This is a genomic window from Enterobacter sp. JUb54, from assembly GCF_014298075.1.
GTDB classification, from domain to species: domain Bacteria; phylum Pseudomonadota; class Gammaproteobacteria; order Enterobacterales; family Enterobacteriaceae; genus Klebsiella; species Klebsiella lignicola.
Genome location: NZ_CP060418.1, coordinates 403,304 through 424,589, shown reverse-complemented (window position 1 = coordinate 424,589; position 21,286 = coordinate 403,304). Strand labels below are relative to the sequence as shown.

General features: G+C 57.6%; 16 protein-coding genes and 1 riboswitch. Of the genes, 5 read left to right on the top strand and 11 right to left on the bottom strand.

Annotation, left to right across the window (positions count from 1 at the left end; genetic code table 11):
- The first annotated feature begins 148 nt into the window (after positions 1–148).
- Together HF679_RS01875 and HF679_RS01870 are read left to right on the top strand one after the other, a co-directional pair.
- Complete coding sequence (locus HF679_RS01875; protein ID WP_174507887.1) at positions 149–898, top strand: SDR family oxidoreductase; 750 nt, start codon at positions 149–151, stop codon at positions 896–898.
- Between the two features lie 31 nt (positions 899–929).
- Positions 930–2,537 (top strand): FGGY-family carbohydrate kinase, encoded by a 1,608-nt coding sequence (locus tag HF679_RS01870; protein ID WP_154144230.1) that lies wholly within the window; start codon positions 930–932, stop codon positions 2,535–2,537.
- Between the two features lie 40 nt (positions 2,538–2,577).
- Here the strand turns inward: HF679_RS01870 and fbaB are convergent, their stop codons facing one another.
- The 7 genes from fbaB to HF679_RS01835 form a co-directional block, all read right to left on the bottom strand.
- Positions 2,578–3,630, bottom strand: a complete 1,053-nt coding sequence (gene fbaB, locus HF679_RS01865) for a class I fructose-bisphosphate aldolase (RefSeq protein ID WP_123755520.1) — start codon at positions 3,628–3,630, stop codon at positions 2,578–2,580.
- A 201-nt stretch (positions 3,631–3,831) separates the two neighbouring features.
- Positions 3,832–4,632 (bottom strand): bifunctional hydroxymethylpyrimidine kinase/phosphomethylpyrimidine kinase, encoded by an 801-nt coding sequence (gene thiD, locus HF679_RS01860; protein ID WP_123755105.1) that lies wholly within the window; start codon positions 4,630–4,632, stop codon positions 3,832–3,834.
- Positions 4,629–5,405 carry a hydroxyethylthiazole kinase gene (gene thiM, locus HF679_RS01855; protein WP_187042536.1) on the bottom strand — a complete coding sequence of 259 codons (777 nt, stop codon included), beginning with the start codon at positions 5,403–5,405 and terminating at the stop codon, positions 4,629–4,631. Before thiM ends, thiD begins: the two co-directional genes overlap by 4 nt.
- A gap of 34 nt (positions 5,406–5,439) precedes the next feature.
- A riboswitch (TPP riboswitch) is annotated at positions 5,440–5,536 on the bottom strand.
- Positions 5,537–5,626: 90 nt separating this feature from the next.
- Positions 5,627–7,606, bottom strand: coding sequence for a TonB-dependent receptor domain-containing protein (locus HF679_RS01850; protein ID WP_154144284.1), 1,980 nt, complete (start codon positions 7,604–7,606; stop codon positions 5,627–5,629).
- A gap of 29 nt (positions 7,607–7,635) precedes the next feature.
- Positions 7,636–8,694 carry a YncE family protein gene (locus HF679_RS01845; protein ID WP_123755108.1) on the bottom strand — a complete coding sequence of 353 codons (1,059 nt, stop codon included), beginning with the start codon at positions 8,692–8,694 and terminating at the stop codon, positions 7,636–7,638.
- Positions 8,695–8,922: 228 nt separating this feature from the next.
- Positions 8,923–10,050, bottom strand: a complete 1,128-nt coding sequence (locus HF679_RS01840; RefSeq protein WP_187042535.1) for a polysaccharide lyase family 1 protein — start codon at positions 10,048–10,050, stop codon at positions 8,923–8,925.
- A gap of 415 nt (positions 10,051–10,465) precedes the next feature.
- Entirely contained in the window at positions 10,466–11,101 is a 636-nt protein-coding gene (locus HF679_RS01835; RefSeq protein ID WP_187042534.1) for a helix-turn-helix domain-containing protein, read from the bottom strand.
- 215 nt (positions 11,102–11,316) lie between these two features.
- Here HF679_RS01835 and HF679_RS01830 point away from each other — a divergent pair, with 215 nt between their 5' ends.
- Positions 11,317–13,293, top strand: a complete 1,977-nt coding sequence (locus HF679_RS01830) for an alkyl/aryl-sulfatase (RefSeq protein WP_123755112.1) — start codon at positions 11,317–11,319, stop codon at positions 13,291–13,293.
- 79 nt (positions 13,294–13,372) lie between these two features.
- Here HF679_RS01830 and HF679_RS01825 read toward each other — a convergent pair whose 3' ends face one another.
- The gene (locus tag HF679_RS01825; protein ID WP_187042533.1) at positions 13,373–14,314 is read right to left on the bottom strand and encodes a LysR family transcriptional regulator; all 942 of its coding nucleotides are present in this window, start codon (positions 14,312–14,314) and stop codon (positions 13,373–13,375) included.
- A gap of 124 nt (positions 14,315–14,438) precedes the next feature.
- On the opposite strand from HF679_RS01825, the gene HF679_RS01820 reads away from it, so the two are divergent.
- Together HF679_RS01820 and HF679_RS01815 are read left to right on the top strand one after the other, a co-directional pair.
- On the top strand, positions 14,439–16,250 hold the full coding sequence (locus HF679_RS01820) for an adenine deaminase (protein WP_123755114.1): 1,812 nt from the start codon (positions 14,439–14,441) through the stop codon (positions 16,248–16,250).
- A 2-nt stretch (positions 16,251–16,252) separates the two neighbouring features.
- Complete coding sequence (locus HF679_RS01815; protein WP_187042532.1) at positions 16,253–17,596, top strand: NCS2 family permease; 1,344 nt, start codon at positions 16,253–16,255, stop codon at positions 17,594–17,596.
- Positions 17,597–17,634: 38 nt separating this feature from the next.
- Here the strand turns inward: HF679_RS01815 and HF679_RS01810 are convergent, their stop codons facing one another.
- From HF679_RS01810 to HF679_RS01800, 3 genes are read right to left on the bottom strand one after another with little or no spacing between them, the layout of a single operon-like run.
- A complete protein-coding gene (locus HF679_RS01810; RefSeq protein ID WP_187042531.1) occupies positions 17,635–18,477 on the bottom strand; it encodes a hypothetical protein in 843 nt (280 codons plus the stop codon).
- A 10-nt stretch (positions 18,478–18,487) separates the two neighbouring features.
- Positions 18,488–19,525: an oxidoreductase gene (locus tag HF679_RS01805; protein WP_187043021.1), complete on the bottom strand. Its 1,038-nt coding sequence runs from the start codon at positions 19,523–19,525 to the stop codon at positions 18,488–18,490.
- Positions 19,519–21,267 carry a PTS transporter subunit EIIC gene (locus HF679_RS01800; RefSeq protein WP_154144227.1) on the bottom strand — a complete coding sequence of 583 codons (1,749 nt, stop codon included), beginning with the start codon at positions 21,265–21,267 and terminating at the stop codon, positions 19,519–19,521. Before HF679_RS01800 ends, HF679_RS01805 begins: the two co-directional genes overlap by 7 nt.
- Positions 21,268–21,286: the final 19 nt, after the last annotated feature.

Sequence of the window (21,286 nt, the reverse complement as noted above, 5' to 3'; positions counted from 1 at the left end):
CACTGATTGCTAACACTTCAGCATATACCAATAAATAGCGTTTAGATTCATTACGTTAACAATATTTCACGCACAATATCAACGCAGGCCCCACGCCTGGCGATGACCCGACAGATTGACCTAAACAGACTCAAAGAAGGATTATAAAATGAACCACTCTGTATCCTCTATGAATACTTCTCTCAACGGTAAAGTCGCAGCGGTCACCGGCGCCGCTTCCGGCATCGGACTCGCCTGCGCCACCACCCTGCTCGCGGCGGGCGCCAAAGTCGTGCTGATCGACCGCGAAGGCGAAAAGCTGAATAAGATTGTGGCTGAACTCGGCGAAAATGCCTTTGCGCTGCAGGTTGATCTGATGCAGGGCGCGCAGGTCGACAACCTGCTGGCGGGCATTCTGGATCTCGCCGGCGGGCTGGATATTTTCCACGCCAACGCCGGCGCCTATATCGGCGGGCCGGTGGCGGAAGGCGACCCGGACGTCTGGGATCGCGTCCTGCACCTCAATACCAACGCCGCCTTCCGCTGCGTGCGCAGCGTGCTGCCGCATATGATCGCGCAGAAATCCGGCGATATTATCTTTACCAGCTCCATCGCCGGGGTGGTGCCGGTTATCTGGGAGCCGATTTACACCGCCTCCAAATTTGCCGTGCAGGCCTTCGTGCACACCACCCGTCGCCAGGTGTCGCAGCATGGGGTGCGGGTCGGGGCAGTCTTGCCGGGCCCGGTGGTCACCGCCCTGCTCGATGACTGGCCAAAAGAAAAAATGGAAGAGGCGCTGGCGAATGGCAGCCTGATGCAGCCCATTGAAGTGGCCGAATCGGTGCTGTTTATGGTGACCCGCTCGAAAAACGTCACCGTTCGCGATCTGGTCATCCTGCCTAACAGCGTGGATCTCTGAACATTAACCCGCCAGGCTTAAGGATGGCTCTATGAACGACGATAAACACACCATTATTGGCGTCGATGTCGGCTCCGCCAGCGTGCGCGCCGGTGTCTTTGACCTTAATGGCACCCTTCTCGCCCATGCAACCCAGGGTATCACCCTGTTTCGTAGCGCGGGTAACGTGGTGGAACAATCCAGCCGCGAAATCTGGCAGGCGGTCTGCAGCTGCATTCACAGCGCGCTGGCACGCTCCGGCGCCGCCCCGCAGTCCGTCGCCGGGATTGGTTTCGACGCCACCTGCTCGTTGGTGGTGGTCGGCGAACATGGCGCCTCGCTGGCGGTGGGGCCTGGGGACGATCCTCAGCGCGATATCATCGTCTGGATGGATCATCGCGCCACGGCCCAGGCCGAAAAGATTAACGCCACCGGACACGCGGTGCTGCAGTACGTCGGCGGCACTATCTCACCGGAGATGGAAACGCCGAAAATTCTGTGGCTGAAGGAGAACCGGCCGCAGACCTATCAGCAGGCGCGACACTTCTTCGACCTGGCGGACTACCTGACCTGGCGCGCCACCGGCGATCTGGCCCGTTCAATGTGTACCGTTACCTGCAAATGGACCTATCTGGCGCATGAACAGCGCTGGGATGCCGACTACTTCCGCCAGATTGGCCTCGGCGATCTGGCGGACGACGACTTTGCGCGTATCGGCCAACGTATTGTCGATCCGGGCACCCCCTGCGGCCAGGGGCTTAGCGCGGAGGCGGCCCGGGAGATGGGCCTGCCGGTCGGCACGCCGGTAGCAGCCGGGATGATTGACGCCCATGCCGGCGGCATCGGCACCGTCGGGGTGCTCGATGGCGCGGTCAGCAATATGGCCTACGTGTTCGGCACCTCCTCCTGCACCATGGCCAGCACCGCCAATGCCGTTTTCGTGCCCGGCGTCTGGGGGCCGTACTACTCCGCGATGGTGCCCGGTTTGTGGCTGAGCGAGGGTGGCCAGAGTGCGGCAGGCGCCGCGATCGACCAGCTGCTGCGTTTTCACCCGGCGGCTGCGCAGGCCAGCGAACTGGCTCAGCAGGCAGGAGTGGCGCTGCCGGTGTATCTCGCCGATCGGGTGCTGGCTCAGGTGAGCAGTGCCTCCGCGGCGGCCGACCTCGCCGCCGGGCTGCTGGTGGTGCCGGAGTTTCTGGGTAACCGCGCGCCGCTGGCGGACCCGGAGGCCAGAGCGGTGGTGGCGGGATTAGGCATGGAGCAGGATCTGGATAATCTGCTGGCGCTGTATGTCGCGGGGTTATGCGGGATTGGCTACGGGCTGCGGCAGATCCTTGACGCCCAGCAGGCGTGCGGCATTCACTGTGAAAACATCGTCATCAGCGGCGGTGCCGGGCAGCATCCGCTGGTCCGTCAGCTGCTGGCCGATGCCTGCGGCATTAACATCGTGAGTACCGAGTGCAGCGAACCGGTGCTGCTAGGCTCAGCCATTCTTGGGGCCGTCGCCGGTCGGGTATCGGCATCGCTGCCGGAGGCCATGAAGCAGTTTACCCGGGTGGATAAAACCTACCGTTGCACGACGTCGAATCAGGCGCTGCATCAACGCCGCTATGAAGCCTATCTGGCGCTGCAGCAGGCAGCCCGCTTACTGCGCCAGTAGGTCGTGAAGTGAGGCCCCTCTACTGAAGAGGGGCCAGTACTCAGGCAATGGTCACTTTGCCGTCCAGATAGACATCCTGCACCGCATTAATCAGCTTCACGCCGTCGCTCATCGACTTTTTAAACGCTTTACGACCGAGGATCAGCCCCATCCCGCCGGCACGCTTGTTGATGACCGCGGTACGCACGGCATCCGAGAGATCGGTTTCGCCCCCCGCCGCACCGCCGGAGTTGATTAACCCGGCACGGCCCATATAGCAGTTCGCCAGCTGATAGCGCACCAGGTCGATCGGGTTTTCCGAGGTCAGTTTGCTGTACACGCGATCGTCGGTATAACCAAAGTTAACCGCTTTATAGCCGCCGTTATTTTCGGCCATTTTCTGCTTCACGATATCGGCACCAATGGTGGCCGCCAGATGGTTCGCCTGGCCGGTTAAATCGGCCGAGACATGATAATCGACGCCGTCTTTTTTGAACGCCGGGTTACGCAGATAGGCCCACAGCACGGTCACCAGGCCCAGCTCATGCGCGCGTTCAAAGGCCGCCGAGATCTCTTCAATCTGGCGACGCGACTCCTCGGAACCGAAATAGATCGTCGCCCCGACCGCCACCGCTCCCATATTGAATGCCTGTTCCACGCTGGCGTACAGCGTCTGGTCAAAGGTGTTCGGGTAGCTGAGGGTTTCGTTGTGGTTAAGCTTCACCAGGAAGGGAATGCGATGCGCGTAGCGGCGCGAAACCGAGGCCAGCACGCCATAGGTGGACGCCACGCAGTTGCAACCGGCTTCAATAGCCAGTTCAACGATATTTTTCGGATCAAAGTAGAGCGGGTTGGCGGCAAACGAGGCGCCTGCCGAGTGTTCCACGCCCTGGTCAACCGGCAGGATGGAGAGGTATCCGGTCCCTGCCAGGCGCCCGGTGTTGTAGAGGGTTTGCATATTACGCAGCACCGCCGGCGGACGGTTGTTATCCACCATCACCCGGTCGACATAATCTGACCCCGGCAGATAAAGCTGGTCAGCTGGAATGGTCATACAACGGTGCTGTAAAAGGCTGTCGGCATCTTTGCCAAGCAACTGCGTAATATCAGTCATAGCTATGCTCCCGTTAGCGCCGGCCGCAGCCGGCATGTCTTTTCCTGACCCAAGTATTTGGGCAGGTTAAGCCTGGTACCGACTTAGCATATTTTCCAGCCGGGATCGCATTTTTCAGCGGTTTTAACCGGCTGGAATCGGGACTCGCTGGCTCAGATAATGGTGTCGACATCCCTCAGCCAGCGGGGAGCGTTATCCGATTTACCACCACGCGTGGAAATGGTGCACCGGCCCGATGCCGTGGCCCACTTCCAGCGAATCGGCCTGCGCCAGCGCCGCAGAGAGCCAACCTTTGGCCTCCGCCACCGTCTGTCCCCAGTCGGCATAGCGTGGGCGCAGTGCGGCCAGCGCCGCAGAGAGCGTACAGCCGGTACCGTGGGTATTTTTGGTCTGCACCCGCGGCGCGGTGAAGCGCTGTTCGCCGTCGCGGGTAAACAGCCAGTCCGGGCTTTCGGCGTTATCGAGATGGCCGCCTTTCATCAGCACCGCGCCGCAGCCCATCGCCAGCAGCGCCCGCCCCTGCTCCAGCATCTCTTTCTCGTTGTGCGCATGGGGGGCATCCAGCAGCGCCGCCGCTTCCGGCAGGTTGGGAGTAATCAACGACACGTGCGGCAGCAGACGCTTACGTAACGTCTCCACCGCAGAGGCGCTGAGCAGCGGGTCGCCGCTTTTCGCCAGCATCACCGTATCCAGCACCACGTTGTCGATCTGATAGCGGGCAAGGCGTTCCGCCACCGCCTCCACGATATCCGTTTCCGCCAGCATGCCAATTTTGGTGGTATCGATGCGCACGTCGCTGAACACGGAATCCAGCTGGGCGGCAACAAAGTCAGGCTCGATACGATAGACCGACTGCACGCCACGGGTGTTTTGCGCCACCAGCGCGGTGATCACCGAGCAGCCATAGGCCCCCAGCGCAGAGAACGTTTTCAGATCGGCCTGGATCCCGGCGCCGCCGCTGGGATCGGTACCGGCGATAGTCAGTGCATTAATCCGTTTCATCCCTGCTGCTCCCCATATAACGCGTCAAGAAATGCCGGGGTAAAGCTGCCCGGTCCTCTGCCGTGAGCCGCCAGGCCACCGGCCTGTTTCATCAGGCCGCAGGCGGCGGCAACGTTCTCGAGGCGGTCGCCGGGCATGGCGGTACTGGCGGCCACAACGGCGGAGAGCGCGCAGCCGGTGCCCACCACCCGGGTCATCAGCACATCGCCGCCGCTGACCGTGCGCGTGCGCTGCCCGTCGGTGATGTAGTCCAGTTCACCGGTCACTGCCACAATGGTATTGATCTGTCGGGCCAGCGCCTGGGCGGCCGGCAGCGCCGCGGCGGCGGTATCGGTGGTGTCCACGCCGCGCCCGCCGGCGCTCATGCCGGCCAGCGCCATAATTTCCGAGGCGTTGCCGCGAATGGCCGCCGGGTGCAGGCTCAGCAGTTCATGGCAGAAGGAGCTGCGCAGGGTTAATGCTCCAACCGCCACCGGATCCAGCGTCCAGGGTTTACCGGCGCTTTGCGCACTGAGCGCCGCGCCGCGCATGGCTTCCGCACGGTCGACGGTTAAGGTGCCGACGTTAATCAGCAGTCCATCGGCGATAGCCGCAAACTGCGCCGCTTCTTGCGGGTCAATAACCATCGCCGGCGAGGCACCGATCGCCAGCAGAACGTTGGCAGTAAAGGTCTGTACCACATCGTTGGTCATGCAGTGCACAAGGGGGGAATGGCGGCGAAACAGATGTTGCAGGTGCGCGATATGCGCGGGATTGAGTGGCTCAGTTTGCATCGTGTGCTCCAGCCAGGCGACGTAGAAGCAACGACCTTGTGGTCTCTGACTTCCCTACGCTGGCATTATCCAGATCAGGTACTACGGGTTTTTCTCAGCCTTCACAAAGAAGGGCACCCCGAGTCATTTAAATCAAAATCAATAAGTTGGGATTAACGTCTCGTTAATCCCTGTTTGGATCATGCCAGCCACGAGCCAAAGACACAACCCCTGCCTTATGCTCAGAACTCGATGCGGCCGCCGAAATTGTAGCGGCGCCCTTCCAACATCGCGGTCTGTCGGTAAGAGGTGCTGTAAATCGGGTTCACATCAAACAGATTGTAGATGCCGCTCATCAGGGTAACGTGCTTGTTCAGGTGATACCGAGCGCCGAGATCCACCAGCGCGTAGGCCTCGGTGGAGGTGGACTTACCGATATCCGGCGAGTTGCTGCGCCAGCTTGCCCGGGTCCACAGCTCAAGATCGTTGGTCGTATTCCAGGTCAGCGACACGTTGGCCATGCTGCTCGGGAAATCGCTCAGCGCGTACCCTTTATACTCACCGCTCTTCTGTTCGCTGTGGGTGTAGGTATAGTTCGCGTTGGCTTTCAGCGCGGCGGTGGCCTGCCAGTCGCCGTTCAGCTCCAGACCGTAGATCTCCGCATCACCGACGTTAATGTATTGCGACACGGTGTCCGCGGTGTAGCCATTGTACTGACATTTCTGGGTCGCAGACGCCGTACAGATGGTGTGATCGCTGATTTTGTCTTTGAATTTGGTGTGGAAAATCGTGGCATCCAGCGCCAGCGCGTCCTGCTGCCAGTACACCCCCAGCTCGGTGTTGATGCTCTGCTCCGGCTTCAGGTCATCATTACCAATGCCGATTTCGGAGTAAGGATACGCGCCGTAGACGCTGGTAAAGCTGGCGTTGTTCTCGCGCAGATCCGGCTTCTTATACCCGGCGGACACGCCGCCTTTCAGCGCCCAGGTTTCATTCAGGGTCCAGTTACCGTACAGCTTAGGCGTGACGTGGTAGCCAAAATAGCTGTCATGATCCAGACGCGCCGAGGTGGTCAGGGTGAAATCCGGCACCATCATCCAGGCATCTTCCGCAAAGACCGCCCAGCCGTGACGGGTGATCTTGCTGACCGGCGTCACGCCGGGCGCCTCTTTGTCTTCTATACCAAAGGTGTCATTCAGCTCGTTGCGGGTAAAGTTGATACCTAACGTCAGCTTGTGATCGCCCAGGGTAAAGGTGTTCGCGCTGTTGGCTTCGAAGTTATTCTGTTTAATAAATTGCGAATCCATGCCCGGTACCCGATATTCCGTGCGCGCTTTCTCGTAGCTGATGAAGTTCTTGACCTCCAGCAGGTCATCACCGTACCAGGCGTGCTGCGAAAGCGAGGCCGCATCGCGGTCAAAACCCCAGTACCACTGCTTATCGTTATGGGTTTTCTCCTGATTGCCTTTGGTGGCGTTCAGATCCCACAGTTGGGTATCGGTGGGCGACATGGAAATCGTCGCATCCAGATTCCCCGCCTCGTGCTTCACAAAACGCTGCTTAGCCGGACTATCATCATCGCGACGGTCAAGATAATCCGCCGCCACGCTTACCCCGAGCTTGCCCGGCACTACCGGCCCCATCAAGAAAACGTTGCTCTGGTTGGTGTTGCCGTATTCGCTTTTCTCCTGCAGGAAGTAATTATCCTCCAGCACCCCTGTCCATTTATCGATGTTGTACGCTTTTTTGGTAATGACGTTGACCACGCCGCCGATAGAGTCAGATCCATACAGCGAGGACATCGGTCCACGAATGACTTCAACCCGTTCGATGGCCGCCAGCGGCGGCATAAAGGCCGCCTCAGTACCGATATGGTGCCCGTAAGGCCGGGATTCGCGGGTCGACTGCTTAATGCCGTTCACCATAAACGAGGTATAGGTAGAGTCCATCCCGCGCATCTGCACATCCCCGGTCGCCAGGCTACCGTGGCCGTTGCCGACCAGCACCCCTGGCATTTCGCGGATGGCTTCCGTCACGTTCTGGTTTGAACGGGTATTCAGCGCTTTCTCATCAAGCACCGAGATAGTGGCTGGCGCTTCGCGCCGCTCCTGAGTAAAGCCGGTGGCGGTCACCACCATTTGTTCTTCGTTGGCCGGGGTGCTGTCTGCTGCAAAAACCCCTGCCGGCAGGTTGGCAATGGCGAGCGCAATCGCCACGGCCATGCATGTCTTAGTCGTCACAAAAAAAGCCCTTAAAATGTAGTGAGATCAATCTTGAGAACGTAGTCAGCCTGGTCGGATTTTTCGTCTTGTTTGACGCTGGCATAGAGCGTTCTGGCATCGGCAGAAAGCACCAGGCTGTTCGGCATGGCCGCCGTTTTGATGGTGTGTTTGACGCGGTTGGTTTTGGCATCAATCACGCTAATCGAGCGATCGTTACGATGGGTCACATAGATTTCATCGCGCGCGGCGTTATACAGCACGGCAATGGAGTTCGGCGTGGCAATGCGATGCAGCAGCTTGCCGGAGCGCAGGTCCACCACCAGCAGGTCGCGGGTATTGGTATCGGCGATATAGCCCACGCCTGCGGCGCTATTCAACGCGATATTGAGGAAGTAGTGATTGGTCTCGGCCGGGTCGACCTTCACGCGGGAGAGCAGCGTCGAGGTTTTGCCATCAAGGGTAACCAGCTCGCCGTGGCCGGTGACCACATAAACCTTCTCACCCGTGGCATCCACCGCAAATCCCACCGGTTCGATTTTCCCGATAGTCTCCAGCAACTGCTGCTTACGGGTATCGACGACCCAGAGCAGCCCTTTGTCTTTACGCCCGATCCCGGAGACATACAGGCGCTGGTTGTGCTTATCGAGCACCACTTCGCGAACATGGGCCTTTTTCTCAGGGTCAGAATCGTCGCTCAGCTGAATGGTTTTGATCACCTTGCCCGTGAGCGTGTCCAGCAGCATCACCGAACCGTCCAGCGCATTGCCCAGATAGAGAATATGGTTCTCTTCATCCAGCGAGAGCGCGAAGGTGCGGCGCTCGGTGGCGATTTTATCCTTAATCTGCAAAGAATCGGCCGCCAGTCGGAACACCACGCCAGCGGTTTTATCTTTCTCAAAAGAGGGTGCCGAGGCGGCATAAATCGTCTGCTGCTGGTGGTCGTAGGCTAGTTCATAAACCCCGTGTCCCAGGGGCTGCGAGCGAAATACCTTCTCACTGAACTCCTTTGCAGATGCGCAGAGAGTATGAAGAGAAACGGCAATGGCCAGCGTGCAGAGCGCGGCTTTCTTTACAGATGCTGTAGACATGTAATATTTCTTTACAGTAGTTTACGGAATGCAAACGATAATGAAAATGAATATTATTTGCAATCGCGTATTCCTTCATATTTCCTACCATTTTTTGTGTTGTAATCGAAGCGGCAGCTGTTTTAACGCGCGCGAACCTGCGCGGGTGGGGCTTCTCAAATGACGTCGTTTCGCGGTGACGGGGCAAGTACAGCGCACCCGCGGTGCGCTGCCCTCCTCACTTAGTGTTTAAACCAGTTCACGATAATCCAGCCCGCAGCCGGCGTTGGCGATAATGCCCTCTTCAACCTCGGGGGTTAGATGCTGATGCGGGGAATAGTGATACGGGGGAGCGATATACTCGGTGTTAAATCCGCAGGGATTTAATGCCGGTGGAGGCACTTCCGGGGTACCAGGTTGATCCGGCGGTTCGCTATTAAATGTCGAACCTTTATCGCTCAGATACTCGCCGCCAAATGCTTTATACATTTTGCAGGAGTCGCTGACGCCCTGCACCCGGAAAATATTAAATTCTGAGCGGGTTCTTGAATCTTTGCCTACACCAAAGCTGTATTGATATTTATAGATGGGATCGCTAATACTGTTATCAAATACGTTATTAAAAAGATGAATATTACCAAAACGTACCCGTGGAGTACGCTGCACTATGCGGGTAAACAGATTGTCATAGAAGGTGACCCGGAGTTTACCAGCATCTTCCTCTATATTACTGTCGCTATGACCAATCAGGATTGTTTTGTCATGCAAGGTGAGATGGCAATGCGAGACCGTAATATAATCAGAGGCCCGTTTAATATCTAACGCGCCGTCGTGTTGAACGTATTTCCAGCCCTCCACGGTCTTGTAGTTATCCATGGTAAAACGGCCATCGGTGAAGGTCACATTGCTGACCCAGACGTGGTGAGCGCGAACGATACTGAGGCCATCCCACTCGGCATTCCAGCCGTCGCCCTCTTCGAATTGCGGCTCAACATCCACCGGGTTTTCAATATGCAGGTTGTGGATAATCACATTGCTGACATCCTGAACAAACAAAGCACATTCAATGAGTTGTGCATTGCTGTCGATACCAATCAGGGTGGTGTTGCTGCCGAGGAAAATGCGGCCGCGTTTTGACTGATCCTGGCGGTCGGTGTAGGGAACGCCCCCGCTGGCGTCAATTAACCCGCCGACCCAAATCCATTTCGGCTGGTCGCCTGATGCCGCAATCGCCTCCCTCAGTTCGGTGATATTCCTGACATAGTAAGCATGCTCCGGCGACGTTCCCCCGCCGGTCGTTCCCCCGGCTTCGGTGGCCCATCCCAGCGGAGTACCATGCCAGGGTTTATGCGGAGGCACATTATTGATTGTTGTCATTACAAATCTCCTTTTGTATTTTATAAAACGGCTGTTATTCAACAAATATTAACATCACAGTGATGACTTAATATTAATGAGATCCAGTTTATAAAAATATGTCAACAACAAATGGCATATCCCACAGAGTATAAATAGCTAGGTATTAAAAGCCATCACCATTTACATCAAGGTAAATGAAACATTATTTCACTTTAAAATCACAAAATGAGGTTAATCTGCACATATAAAAACTTCAAGTGCGACTTTGCATTAAAGGGAGGTAGATCATATTTACCGCTCGTCGGCGATCAACGGAATGGCGGTAACACATGGAAAACATGGCAAACGTAACCAGGCAATGATGTGCCGCACTATTTTGCCTGGTCTTTCCCTGCTGCTTATGGTTCCTGGCCGTCCGTAGGTGCCTTTCACCTTAATAATCTTCCGGCAGCGGTCGGTCAATGGAAACCAGCTTGCCTCTCTCCATGGTGATGTAGCCCCCGGCTTTCAGCTCGGCCAGCACCCGGAAAACGTGGGTTCGCGACAGGTTGGTCCGACGGATAATAAACAGCGCCAGCCCCTCGGTTTCGCCCTTATGAGCGTTCTGACGATACAGGTAACGGAACAGCATCGGCCGGATCGTCTGGTAGCTGGTCAGCTGCCGCCGTTCGTTATGCAGGTCGATGGTAAAGATGGTCATATACAGCAGAATGGTCGTCAGCTCCTGGATACGCTGCGGATCGTTTTTCATAAAAATACGATCAAACGCCTCGTAGGATATTTTAATAACCTCCGCTGGCGCCACCGCAATATATTCAAACTTCGCCAGGGGACAATATCTTTCCAGCAACCCTACCGGCATATGTTCAATCGTATTACCAATCATGAGTCCATTATCGGGCATCACCATGGCCAAAGAACCTTTAACGCAAAAATAGATACATTCGGGCTTTAATACTAATTTTTTATTTAGCGCAACGGACAGCAACTCGCCTTCTTCGGTTATTTCCGCCAGATAGGTGTCTATTTTAAGTCCTTGATAATAGCTATGCACGTCCTGAAAATTCACACCATTCCCCTTTCTGTCCCCTGTACCAACAACTGAAGTATAGCAGTGAACGCACTGTCTATTCACCGTGAACATATCCTGATCAACGGCCAGTCCCATTTGGGACTATCGCACTAATTCAATTCCCTTACAATGCTCAACAGTTACTCCAGATTTGCTTTTGTCACTTCATCATTATTTGTTGAACATGACAAAATTATCCAAGAGGCCCTTCAATGAAATTAAATCAGATCGCAAAACATCTGGCACTGGCCGGTGTTTTAACTTCTCTTTCTGTTTCCGCTTTCGCGCAGGTTATGCCGAAAGATGCAACAGAAGCCACTCAACAGGCAAATAACGCGCTTTATAATAAGTTGCCGTTTGCCGACAAAACTGACTTTGAAAATGCGCACAAAGGTTTTGTTGCCGCGCTGCCACAAGAAGTGATTAAAGGCGCACAAGGTAACGTTATCTGGGACCCGGCGAAGTACGACTTCATTAAAGAAGGCGAAAAAGCGCCTGCGACCGTTAACCCAAGCCTGTGGCGTCAGTCTCAGCTGATCAATATCAGCGGCCTGTATAAAGTCACCGACGGCGTTTATCAGATTCGTAACCTCGATCTCTCCAACATGACCATTGTTGAAGGCGATAAAGGCATCACCATTATTGACCCGTTATTGTCTGCAGAGCCGGCGAAAGAAGCCCTGGACCTGTACTACAAAAACCGTGGTAAAAAACCGGTCGTTGCGGTGCTGTTCACCCACAGCCACGTAGACCACTACGGCGGTATCCGTGGTGTGGTTGATGAAGCAGACGTGAAAGCGGGCAAAGTGAAAATCTACGCCCCGGACGGATTCATGAAAGAAGCCGTGTCTGAAAACATTATGGCCGGTAACGCCATGAGCCGTCGCGCCAGCTACATGTACGGTAACCTGCTGAAGCCTGACGCGAAAGGCCAGGTCGGCGCGGGTCTGGGGACCACCACCTCTGCCGGTACGGTTACCCTGCTGCAGCCAACGGACTACATCACCCATACCGGGCAAGAAGAAGTTATCGATGGCCTGACCTACGACTTTATGATGGCGCCGGGCTCTGAAGCGCCGTCAGAAATGCTGTGGTACATCAAAGAGAAGAAACTGATTGAAGCAGCAGAAGACGTAACCCATACGCTGCACAACACCTACTCTCTGCGTGGCGCGAAAATCCGCGATCCGCTGGCATGGTCGAAATATATCAACGCCGCCATCGAGCGTTGGGGCAGCGATGCCGAAGTCATTATCGCGCAGCACCACTGGCCGACCTGGGGTAACGAAAACATTGTTAAGCTGATGAAAGGTCAGCGCGACATGTATCGCTTTATCAATGACCAGACGCTGCGCCTGGCCAACAAAGGCCTGACCCGTGATGAGATCGCCGCGAACTTCAAGCTGCCGCCGTCACTGGAAAAACAGTGGGCAAGCCGCGGTTACTACGGTTCCGTCAGCCACGACGTGAAAGCCACCTACGTGTTCTATCTCGGCTGGTTCGATGGCAACCCGGCAACCCTCGACGAACTGGCGCCAGAAGAAGCGGCGAAGAAGTTTGTTGATTACATGGGCGGCGCGAGCAACGTGCTGAAGAAAGCCAAAGAAGATTACAGCCAGGGTAATTACCGTTGGGTTGCTCAGGTCACCAGCAAAGTCGTCTTTGCTGACCCGAAAAACCAGGAAGCGCGTAACCTGGAAGCGGATGCGCTGGAGCAGCTGGGTTACCAGGCCGAAGCGGGTACGTGGCGTAACTTCTACCTGACCGGTGCTCAGGAACTGCGTAACGGCGTGCAGCAACTGCCGACGCCGAACACCGCCAGCCCGGATACCGTGCGTGCAATGACCCCGGAAATGTTCTTCGATTACCTGGGCGTGCATATCAACGGCGAGAAAGCAGGCAATGCTAAAGCGACCTTCAACATTGACCTTGGCAAAGACGGCGGCAAGTACAAGCTGGAACTGGAAAACGGCGTACTGAACCATACCGCTAACGTTGAAGCGAAAGACGCGGATGCCAACATCACGCTGAGCCGCGATGCGCTGAACAAGATCATCCTGAAGCAGGAAACGCTGAAGCAGGCTGTCGATAATGGTGACGTGACCATTACCGGTAATGCCGCGAAGCTGGACGAAATGCTGAGCTATATGGACAAGTTTGAGTTCTGGTTCAACATCGTTACTCCGTAAGTTTATTCAGTGACTTACCCTACCCCGCAGCCTGTGGCTGTGGGGTATTTTTTTGCCTGTAAGATACTGAACGCCCGGTTTACCCCTCTGTCCTGAGGCGCGCCGCCGATTCGCGCAGCGAACTCAGCAACAGTAAAAAACACTCTTCAATTAACGGCGGCAGCGGCTGCGGCCCGCGCATTAACGCCACGGTACGCGCCAGCGCCGGCTGCTGGAGCTGCGCTATCTGCAACGCCGGGTCCTGTAAATGGGTGGTATAAAGCTCCGGCAGGATGGCAATCGCCAGGCGCGAACGCACCAGGCCATACAGGGTTTCGATATAGTCCACCTGATACCGGGTATTCAGGGTCAGGCGATGGCTCTCCGCCAGTGCGCCAACCAGACGTTGGATATTGCCTTTCGAGAACACCGCAATATCGCGCCCGGCCAGCAGTTTCCACCGTAAATGCGGCTGCGCCGCCAGCGGGTCGTCGTAGTGCAGCACCGCCACAAACGGATCTTCCCGCAGCGGGTAGACCTGCAACTCTGCGGGCAGCGAACTGTCGATAGCGCCAATGCCAAAGTCAATCTTGCCGCTTTGCAGCTCCCGCACCAGCGCATCGTTGGTCTGGTCGTGGAACTCGACCCGCAGCCGGGGAAAGGTTTGCGCCAGCAGCTGCGGCAGCAGTGGAAACAGCAGCGAACTCACCGAAGGCACCAGACCAATCCGCACGGTGCCATCGCCGCCGGCCGCCACGATCTGCTGCATATCCTGAAACGCCAGTTGGGCCACGCTCAGCACCCGGCGGGCGTGGGGCAAAATCGCCGCCCCCAGTTCGGTCAGGGTCACCGCAGCGGCGGTCCGGTTCACCAGCTTGCCGCCGAGCACGGTTTCAACCTGACGCAGCGCGCTGCTCAGCGCCGGCTGGCTGATGGCCAGGCGGTTGGCGGTATCGGTGAAATGACGCAGCTCCGCCAGGGTGACAAAGTACTGTAGCTGCTTGAGGGAAAGCGCGGGCAGGCGCTGCCATGGTTCGGTCATGGTGTTCTTCGCTAAGGGTAGTCAGGCAGAATAACCCGAGCTTATCGGGTGATAAATTTATTCATCTGGGCAAACGTTTGCTGTGCGCCTAGAGTATCACCATTATCCTTGTGCCGGAGTTGTTATGTCCAGCAATGCAGAAAACCGCCGCCGTGCCGTCCAGGCCGCCAGAGGCGAAACACCGTTTGACCTGTTACTGACCGACGGGCATATCGTCGATATGGTCACCGGCGAAGTCCGCGCCGCCGATGTCGGCATCGTTGGCGAGATGATCGCCAGCGTGCATCCGCGCGGCAGCCGGACGGACGCGCACCAGTGCCAGTCGCTGGAAGGCGCCTACCTTTCGCCGGGGCTGATCGATACCCACGTCCATCTTGAAAGCTCCCATCTGCCGCCCGAGCGCTACGCCGAAATCGTCCTTGCGCAAGGGACCACGGCGGTCTTCTGGGATCCCCATGAGCTGGCCAACGTCCTCGGCGTGGAGGGGGTTCGCTATGCCGTCGCCGCCAGCCGCCATCTGCCGCTGCAGGTGATGGTTGCCGCCCCTTCCAGCGTGCCATCGACCCCAGGACTGGAAATGTCGGGGGCGGATTTCGCCGGCGCCGAGATGACCACCATGCTGGCATGGCCGGAAGTCTGCGGCGTGGCGGAAGTAATGGACATGCACGGGGTGCTCAACGGTAGCGCGCGGATGCTGGAGATTGTCCAGGCTGGTCTCGACAGCGGCAAGCTGATCGAAGGCCACGCCCGCGGCCTGAGCGGCGCCGACCTGCAGGCCTACCTTGCCGCCGGGGTGACCTCCGATCATGAGCTGACCTCAGCGGAAGATGCGCTGGAAAAGCTGCGCGCCGGATTGACTCTGGAACTGCGCGGCTCGCATCCGTATCTGCTGCCGGATATCGTGAAGGCCCTGAAAACCCTCCCGCATCTCTCCTCGCAGATCACCGTCTGCACCGACGATGTGCCGCCGGATATGCTGCTGGAAAAAGGCGGGATTATCGCCCTGCTCAACCTGCTGATTAGCCACGGTCTGGCCGCCACCGACGTCCTGCGCTTCGCGACCCTCAACGCCGCGATTCGCCTGCAGCGTAACGATTTGGGGCTGATTGCCGCCGGTCGCCGCGCCGATCTGGTGGTCTTTGACAGCCTCGAAACTCTGCAGGCCCGTGAGGTCTTTGTGGCCGGGAAGTCGATCGCCCGTGACGGCGCGATCCTCCAGCCGATCCCGGCGGCTGCTGGCGTCTTGCCGCCGCGCGATACGCTCCAGATGGCGCCGCTACAGGCTGCGGATTTTGTGCTGCGGGTGCCCGGCATCGTGCACGGCGTGGCCCGTCTGCGGCATATCCGCGGCGCGCGCTTTACCCAATGGGGAGAGGTCGAGGTGCAGGTTCGCGACGGCGAAATCCAGCTCCCGGAAGGCTTCAGCCTGATCTGGGTGAAGCACCGCCACGGACGTCACCAGGCCAAGCCGCAAATCGCCCTGCTCGAAGGCTGGGGTGAGCTGCGCGGCGCCATCGCCACCAGCTACTCCCACGACTCCCACAACCTCGTGGTGCTGGGACGTCATCCTGCAGACATGGCCCAGGCTGCCAATCAGCTGATTGTCTCCGGCGGCGGAATGGCGCTCGCTCAGCAAGGCGCCATTCTGGCCCACGTGGCGATGCCGATTGCCGGTATGCTGTCCGACCTGCCGGCCGCCGAACTGGCGCAGCAGTTCCGTGAATTACGCGACCTCAGTGCGGAAATCGCCGACTGGGAACCGCCCTACCGGGTATTTAAGGCCATTGAGGGAACCTGCCTCGCTTGTAATGCCGGGCCACATTTGACCGATTTAGGGTTGACCGATGGCACTACCCGCCAGATCGTCGAACCGCTGATAGCATGCCGGGAAACCCCGGTCCCAACCGATCACAACAATAATCATCGGGGAGCCTGAACATGGCCGACAACACACTGCATACCTCCGCGCAGGGAAGCTGGCTGGAGCGGCGTTTTGCCCTGCGCTCCCGCGGCAGCACGCTGCGTACCGAATGTCTCGCCGGGGTGACCGGCTTTCTTGCCGCCGCCTATCTGCTGGTGGTGATCCCCGGCCTGCTGGCGGTGGGCGGTATGGACAAAGGCGCCGCCACCACCGGGACGATTCTGGTGTTCGTCGCCGGAACGTTGCTGATGGCCTTTTATGCCAACCTGCCGTTTATCGTTGGCCCAGGCATTGGCGGCTCGGTGCTGGTGGGCGTGACGCTGGCCGGCAGTGAGGGTATCGGCTGGCAAATCGGGCTCGGTATTGCCTGCTGGTCTGGGATCCTGTTCTTCCTGCTCACCACATTCGGCCTGCGTGAAGTGGTGACCCGTTCGGTGCCGCAGTCCATCAAGCTGGGGCTGACGGCCTCGATCGGCCTGTTTGTGGCGGTGCTTGGTTTTCGCAACGCAGGCCTGGTGCTGGCAAACGCCAAAACCAACGCCCTGATGCTGGGAGATTTCCTTTCCCCTGGCGCGCTGGTGGCGCTGTGCGGCCTGTTTCTCGCTATCGCCCTGCAGGCACGGCGCATTCCAGGGGCTATTCTGTGGGCAATTCTGTTTGCGACGCTTATCGGCATTCCTGCCGGCGTGACCCGCTTACCCGCCAGCTTTATCGATATGCCGCACTCGCTGGCGCCGGTGCTGGGCCATATCGATATGCTGGGAGCGCTGAATATCGCCTTCCTGCCGTTCCTGTTCGTCTTTTTCGCCTCCGAGTTTTTCTCCACCATGGGGACCACCCTGGCGGTCGGCGGCGAAGCGGGGCTGCTGGATGACGAAGGCAATATGCCGCAGATCAACCGGCCATTTATGGTCGACTCAATCGCCGCCGCCATCGGCCCATGGCTGGGTATTCCAGCGGCGACCGCGCTGATTGAGTCGTCAGCGGCGGCAGAAGCCGGGGGCAAAACCGGGTTAACGGCGCTGGCGGCAGCGGTGATGTTTTTGCTGATGCTGCTGTTCACCCCGGTGGCCCTGATGATCCCCAAAGAGGCCACCGCCCCGGCGCTGATCCTGATCGGTCTGAATATGTTCAGCGGCCTGCGCAAAGTCGATCTGGCTAATTTCACCGACGGGCTGCCGGTATTGATGATGGTGATGATCACCCTGATCGCTAACAGCTTCGGCACCGGGATTGCCGGCGGGCTGCTGTTCTACATCATGATTAAAACCGTTGCCGGCAAATGGCGCGAGATCCCGCTGGGACTGTGGATCCTCGCCATTCCGCTGGTCTACTACTTCGCCACCCTGGTACGCCACTAAGCGAAGATGCCGCCCGCCAGCCGGGCGGCATGCTGCATTTACCGCCGCTGCGACGCCGCCATCCGCACCCAGGTATGGCGGCGACCGCGTACCGCCATCGAGAGCGTGTAGACCGCCTGCGGGTCGGCCATTCCGGCGACCCCCGCATCACCAAAATTGTACACATCCGCCCCGCAGCGTTTGCTGGCCAGCGCTATCTGACGGACGCTGTGCTCATCGGCCCCTTCCTGACTGCTGCTGATGGTGGCGAGCGCTAGCCCACCAGCGGCCTGAACCGCCATGATAATCTGTTCAACCCGCGACTCCGATGCCCCACGACAGCTGGACGGTGCCGGAACCATCACCCCATCCGCCCCGGCTTTGATGCAGGCCGCATAGTCCTCGCTGGGCGCCAGGCCGTGTTGATAGAATTTCGCCACCAGGATCAGCTTGTCGGTCATCTGCCGCAGTTCCGCCACCGCCTCGCACACCCGCTGTATCGTCACGCCGGGTTTGTCATAGGCCGTCAGACAATAGAAGCTGGCCTCGGGAAGACGCGCCACCTGTGCTGCATCCCAGGCCCGGGGGTTTTCGCCGTCATTATCTGCCAGTACCTCAAGGCTGACGCCGACCAGACGCCCGGTTAACTGCTTAAGGTGGCGTAAGTTTTCACAGCCCTGAATCCGCTGGGTGTGGCAGTCCATCCCTTTGACCAGCAGCAAATCAGCGCCGAAGGCCCCCAGCAGCTCGCCGTTGGTCACTTCAGTGTACAGCGGCACCGCGTCAGCCGCGACTTCAGCCATGATCACCCGCCCTTCTGCGGCGCGGATGGCTTCCCGTAGCACCTCGCCGCTCACCTGACGTTCAAAATCACTGGTGCGGCAGTTAAGTATTCTTTGCATGCGTTGCTCCTCAGGCCAGGGTTATCAAGGCCGGCGACGGTTGGTGAAAGGCGGATTCCAGAATCTCCAGATTGGTGAGCGCCTGTGCTTCGCTGACATAATTGGCCGCCCCGCTGGTTATGGTGGCAAAAATGGCGTCATAAACCCGCCCGTAGTCGCCTTTCACCGATACCCGGTCTTCGCGAAACCAGATCCCCCGCTCATCGACATACTCCAGCAACGCCAGCGCTTCTTCGGCGGCGAAGCGGGGATCGCCGGGCATCACCCCGTCTTTCAAGGAGGTTTCCTGCTGGTCTATCTGATAGCGGGTAAAAGAGCCGCGGGTACCGTGGACGATAAACTTTGGATAAGGGGTTTTCACCAGATGGCTGGTTTTGATAATCGCCTTCATCTGCGGATAGAGTAGCTGCACCTCAAAGGTGTCATCGGGATTCTGCGGTTGCCGGAGATGGCGCAGATGATAGAAGACCTGCTCAGGGCGGCCGAACAGCGCAATCATCTGGTCAAGAGTGTGAACGCCCAGACCATACAATGCGCCGTCAAAGGCCCCGCCTGGACGCCGTTCAGCTTCAGGGCGAAAATAGTCAAAGTGGCTTTCAACTTCGATAATGTCTCCCAGCTTGCCGCTGTCGATCGCCTGTTTCATGGTCAGAAAACAGCTATCAAAACGGCGATTCTGGAACGGAGTGACCAGCAGTCCCTTTTCCCGCGCCAGCGCATAGAGGATCCTCGCCTCCTCAAGAGTGGTGGTAAACGGCTTTTCGACCAACACGTTTTTGCCGTGTTCCAGACACAGCCGGGCATAGTCGAAATGGCTGTCGGGATGGGTACAGATGGTGACGAGGGTAATCTGCGGGTCATTTAAGATATCCGCCAGCTGCGAGGTAAAATCGATATGGCGATAGATATCGGCCCCTTCGCGTTGCGGGTCGCGGTGCAGGTCGTAGATCCGTTTGACGCAGAACGTCTCTTTACGCGCCAGTACGTACGGCAAATGATAGCGGGTGGCACTTTTACCAAAGCCAATAAATGCACTGTAAATCATGATGTCCCCTCCTGTGGGAATAGGTGTTCTCCTGCCAGAATCGCGGCAGCCTGTTCCACCGCAGCTTTGCCGTCCAGCCGACTAAAAGCCTGGGTATTTATCGGTACCACCGGGCAGCGGCCCTGTACGGTCGCGGTAATGCTGTCGCGCATATACACCAGCTGTGGGCCGAGCAAAATCAGATCTGCTTTTTGATACTCGTCTTCAATACTGCCGCTGTTAACCGCGTACACCGACAGCGAGCAGCCGATCTCCTGTGCGTACTTGCGCATCTTCGTCGCCATGATTGACGTCGACATACCTTCATTGCAGGTCAGGACGATAGTTTTATGATTGAGAATGTCCAGCGCGTTGTCCGCCATATCACGCTCAGCAGGTGCAGGGTTTTGCGCCACCGCAGCCACGACCGGGGCCGCCATTTCCGCCAGCGTCTGGCGCCCTTTGGTCTGCCGCATGGTTTTTTCATAGGCCATTAAAAACGGTAAATAGATGACGACCCCCAGGATCAGCAGCACTATCTGCAGCAGGACGTTACGATAATCGCCGCCGGAACCGAGCCAGCCTGACAGCAGCGGCGGTACTGACCAGGGCACATAGGTAACGATTCTGGAGACCATGTCATACTGCGTCGCCAGATAAGCAATAATAAAGTTGATCTGCGGGTAAATAATAAAAGGGATCATGATTAACGGGTTATACAGCACCGGGAAACCGAAAATCACCGGCTCATTAATATTGAATATCCCCGGAGCCAGTACGGTGCGCCCCAGTTTTTGATGGCTGGAAATTTTACTGCGCAAAAAGATGGCAATCAGCAGCGCCAGGGTGCTGCCAGTTCCGCCCATATGGCCGTACAGATCGCGAAAAGGCAGCACGATAATATGCGGAGGGATCTCGCCGCGGGCGAATGCCGCCATATTTTCCTGCATCGCAACCAGCAGCGGCGGTTCCAGGATCGGATTGATAATCCCGGAGGGGTGGATCCCCAAAGAAAACAGAAAATTGGTCAGCGTGGTCAGTACCAGAAAGCCGGGTAAATTGGTGGTCAGATGAACCAGGGGAGCCTGAATCGCCGCCTGGATAATTTCATGTACCTCAAGGCCAAACAGGCTTTTCATGCCGACGGCCAGCAGCGCAAAGGCCAGCACCACCAGCATAATCGAAAACATCGACTGAAAAGATTGCGTTACCATCGGCGGAACATCGTCGCCCATGCGTATTTGTAGCCAGCGCGTTTTGGCTATCCATAAAAACAGGTCGGTCGCCAGCACCGCGGTCATAATGGCCATAAACACGCCGCCCGCATTGGTCAGCGCGAAGGTCATCACGCCGGAAACCTCGACGGCCTCGCCGCCCCCGACCGGCGTCAGGCTGAGGTTCACCGGCATCAGCACCACAAACGCTGCCAGCGCGGCCATTGCCGGGATCATCGGCGCCGCAAACTGGCGTTTGCTCGCGATACTCCAGGCAATCAGCACCACCAGCATCAAGGCCAGGATGCTCATGGTGCCGTTGAGAATCCGATCGCCGACGCTGCGTATGGCGAGCAGCGTTTCTCCGGATACCCAACGGCTCATGACACCGCCGGGATCCAGAAAAACATAATTAATCATGATGAACACACCGGCTAATACCAGAAAGGGGACGGTGATAATAAAACTGTCGCGCAGGCTGCGCAGATGAACTTCCGCGGCCATTTTTTGCGATATGTCGGTGATACGTGCTAATACCGCTCCGCTGCTCATTGTTTTATCCTTATATCAT

Coding starts and splice junctions, on each gene's coding strand:
- HF679_RS01850 (WP_154144284.1), bottom strand. CDS start 7,606: ATGGCCGTGGCGATTGCGCTCGCCATTGCCAACCTGCCGGCAGGGGTT.
- HF679_RS01800 (WP_154144227.1), bottom strand. CDS start 21,267: ATGAGCAGCGGAGCGGTATTAGCACGTATCACCGACATATCGCAAAAA.
- HF679_RS01820 (WP_123755114.1), top strand. CDS start 14,439: ATGTCCAGCAATGCAGAAAACCGCCGCCGTGCCGTCCAGGCCGCCAGA.
- thiM (WP_187042536.1), bottom strand. CDS start 5,405: ATGCAAACTGAGCCACTCAATCCCGCGCATATCGCGCACCTGCAACAT.
- HF679_RS01810 (WP_187042531.1), bottom strand. CDS start 18,477: ATGCAAAGAATACTTAACTGCCGCACCAGTGATTTTGAACGTCAGGTG.
- HF679_RS01870 (WP_154144230.1), top strand. CDS start 930: ATGAACGACGATAAACACACCATTATTGGCGTCGATGTCGGCTCCGCC.
- HF679_RS01845 (WP_123755108.1), bottom strand. CDS start 8,694: ATGTCTACAGCATCTGTAAAGAAAGCCGCGCTCTGCACGCTGGCCATT.
- HF679_RS01875 (WP_174507887.1), top strand. CDS start 149: ATGAACCACTCTGTATCCTCTATGAATACTTCTCTCAACGGTAAAGTC.
- HF679_RS01830 (WP_123755112.1), top strand. CDS start 11,317: ATGAAATTAAATCAGATCGCAAAACATCTGGCACTGGCCGGTGTTTTA.
- fbaB (WP_123755520.1), bottom strand. CDS start 3,630: ATGACTGATATTACGCAGTTGCTTGGCAAAGATGCCGACAGCCTTTTA.
- thiD (WP_123755105.1), bottom strand. CDS start 4,632: ATGAAACGGATTAATGCACTGACTATCGCCGGTACCGATCCCAGCGGC.
- HF679_RS01815 (WP_187042532.1), top strand. CDS start 16,253: ATGGCCGACAACACACTGCATACCTCCGCGCAGGGAAGCTGGCTGGAG.
- HF679_RS01825 (WP_187042533.1), bottom strand. CDS start 14,314: ATGACCGAACCATGGCAGCGCCTGCCCGCGCTTTCCCTCAAGCAGCTA.
- HF679_RS01840 (WP_187042535.1), bottom strand. CDS start 10,050: ATGACAACAATCAATAATGTGCCTCCGCATAAACCCTGGCATGGTACT.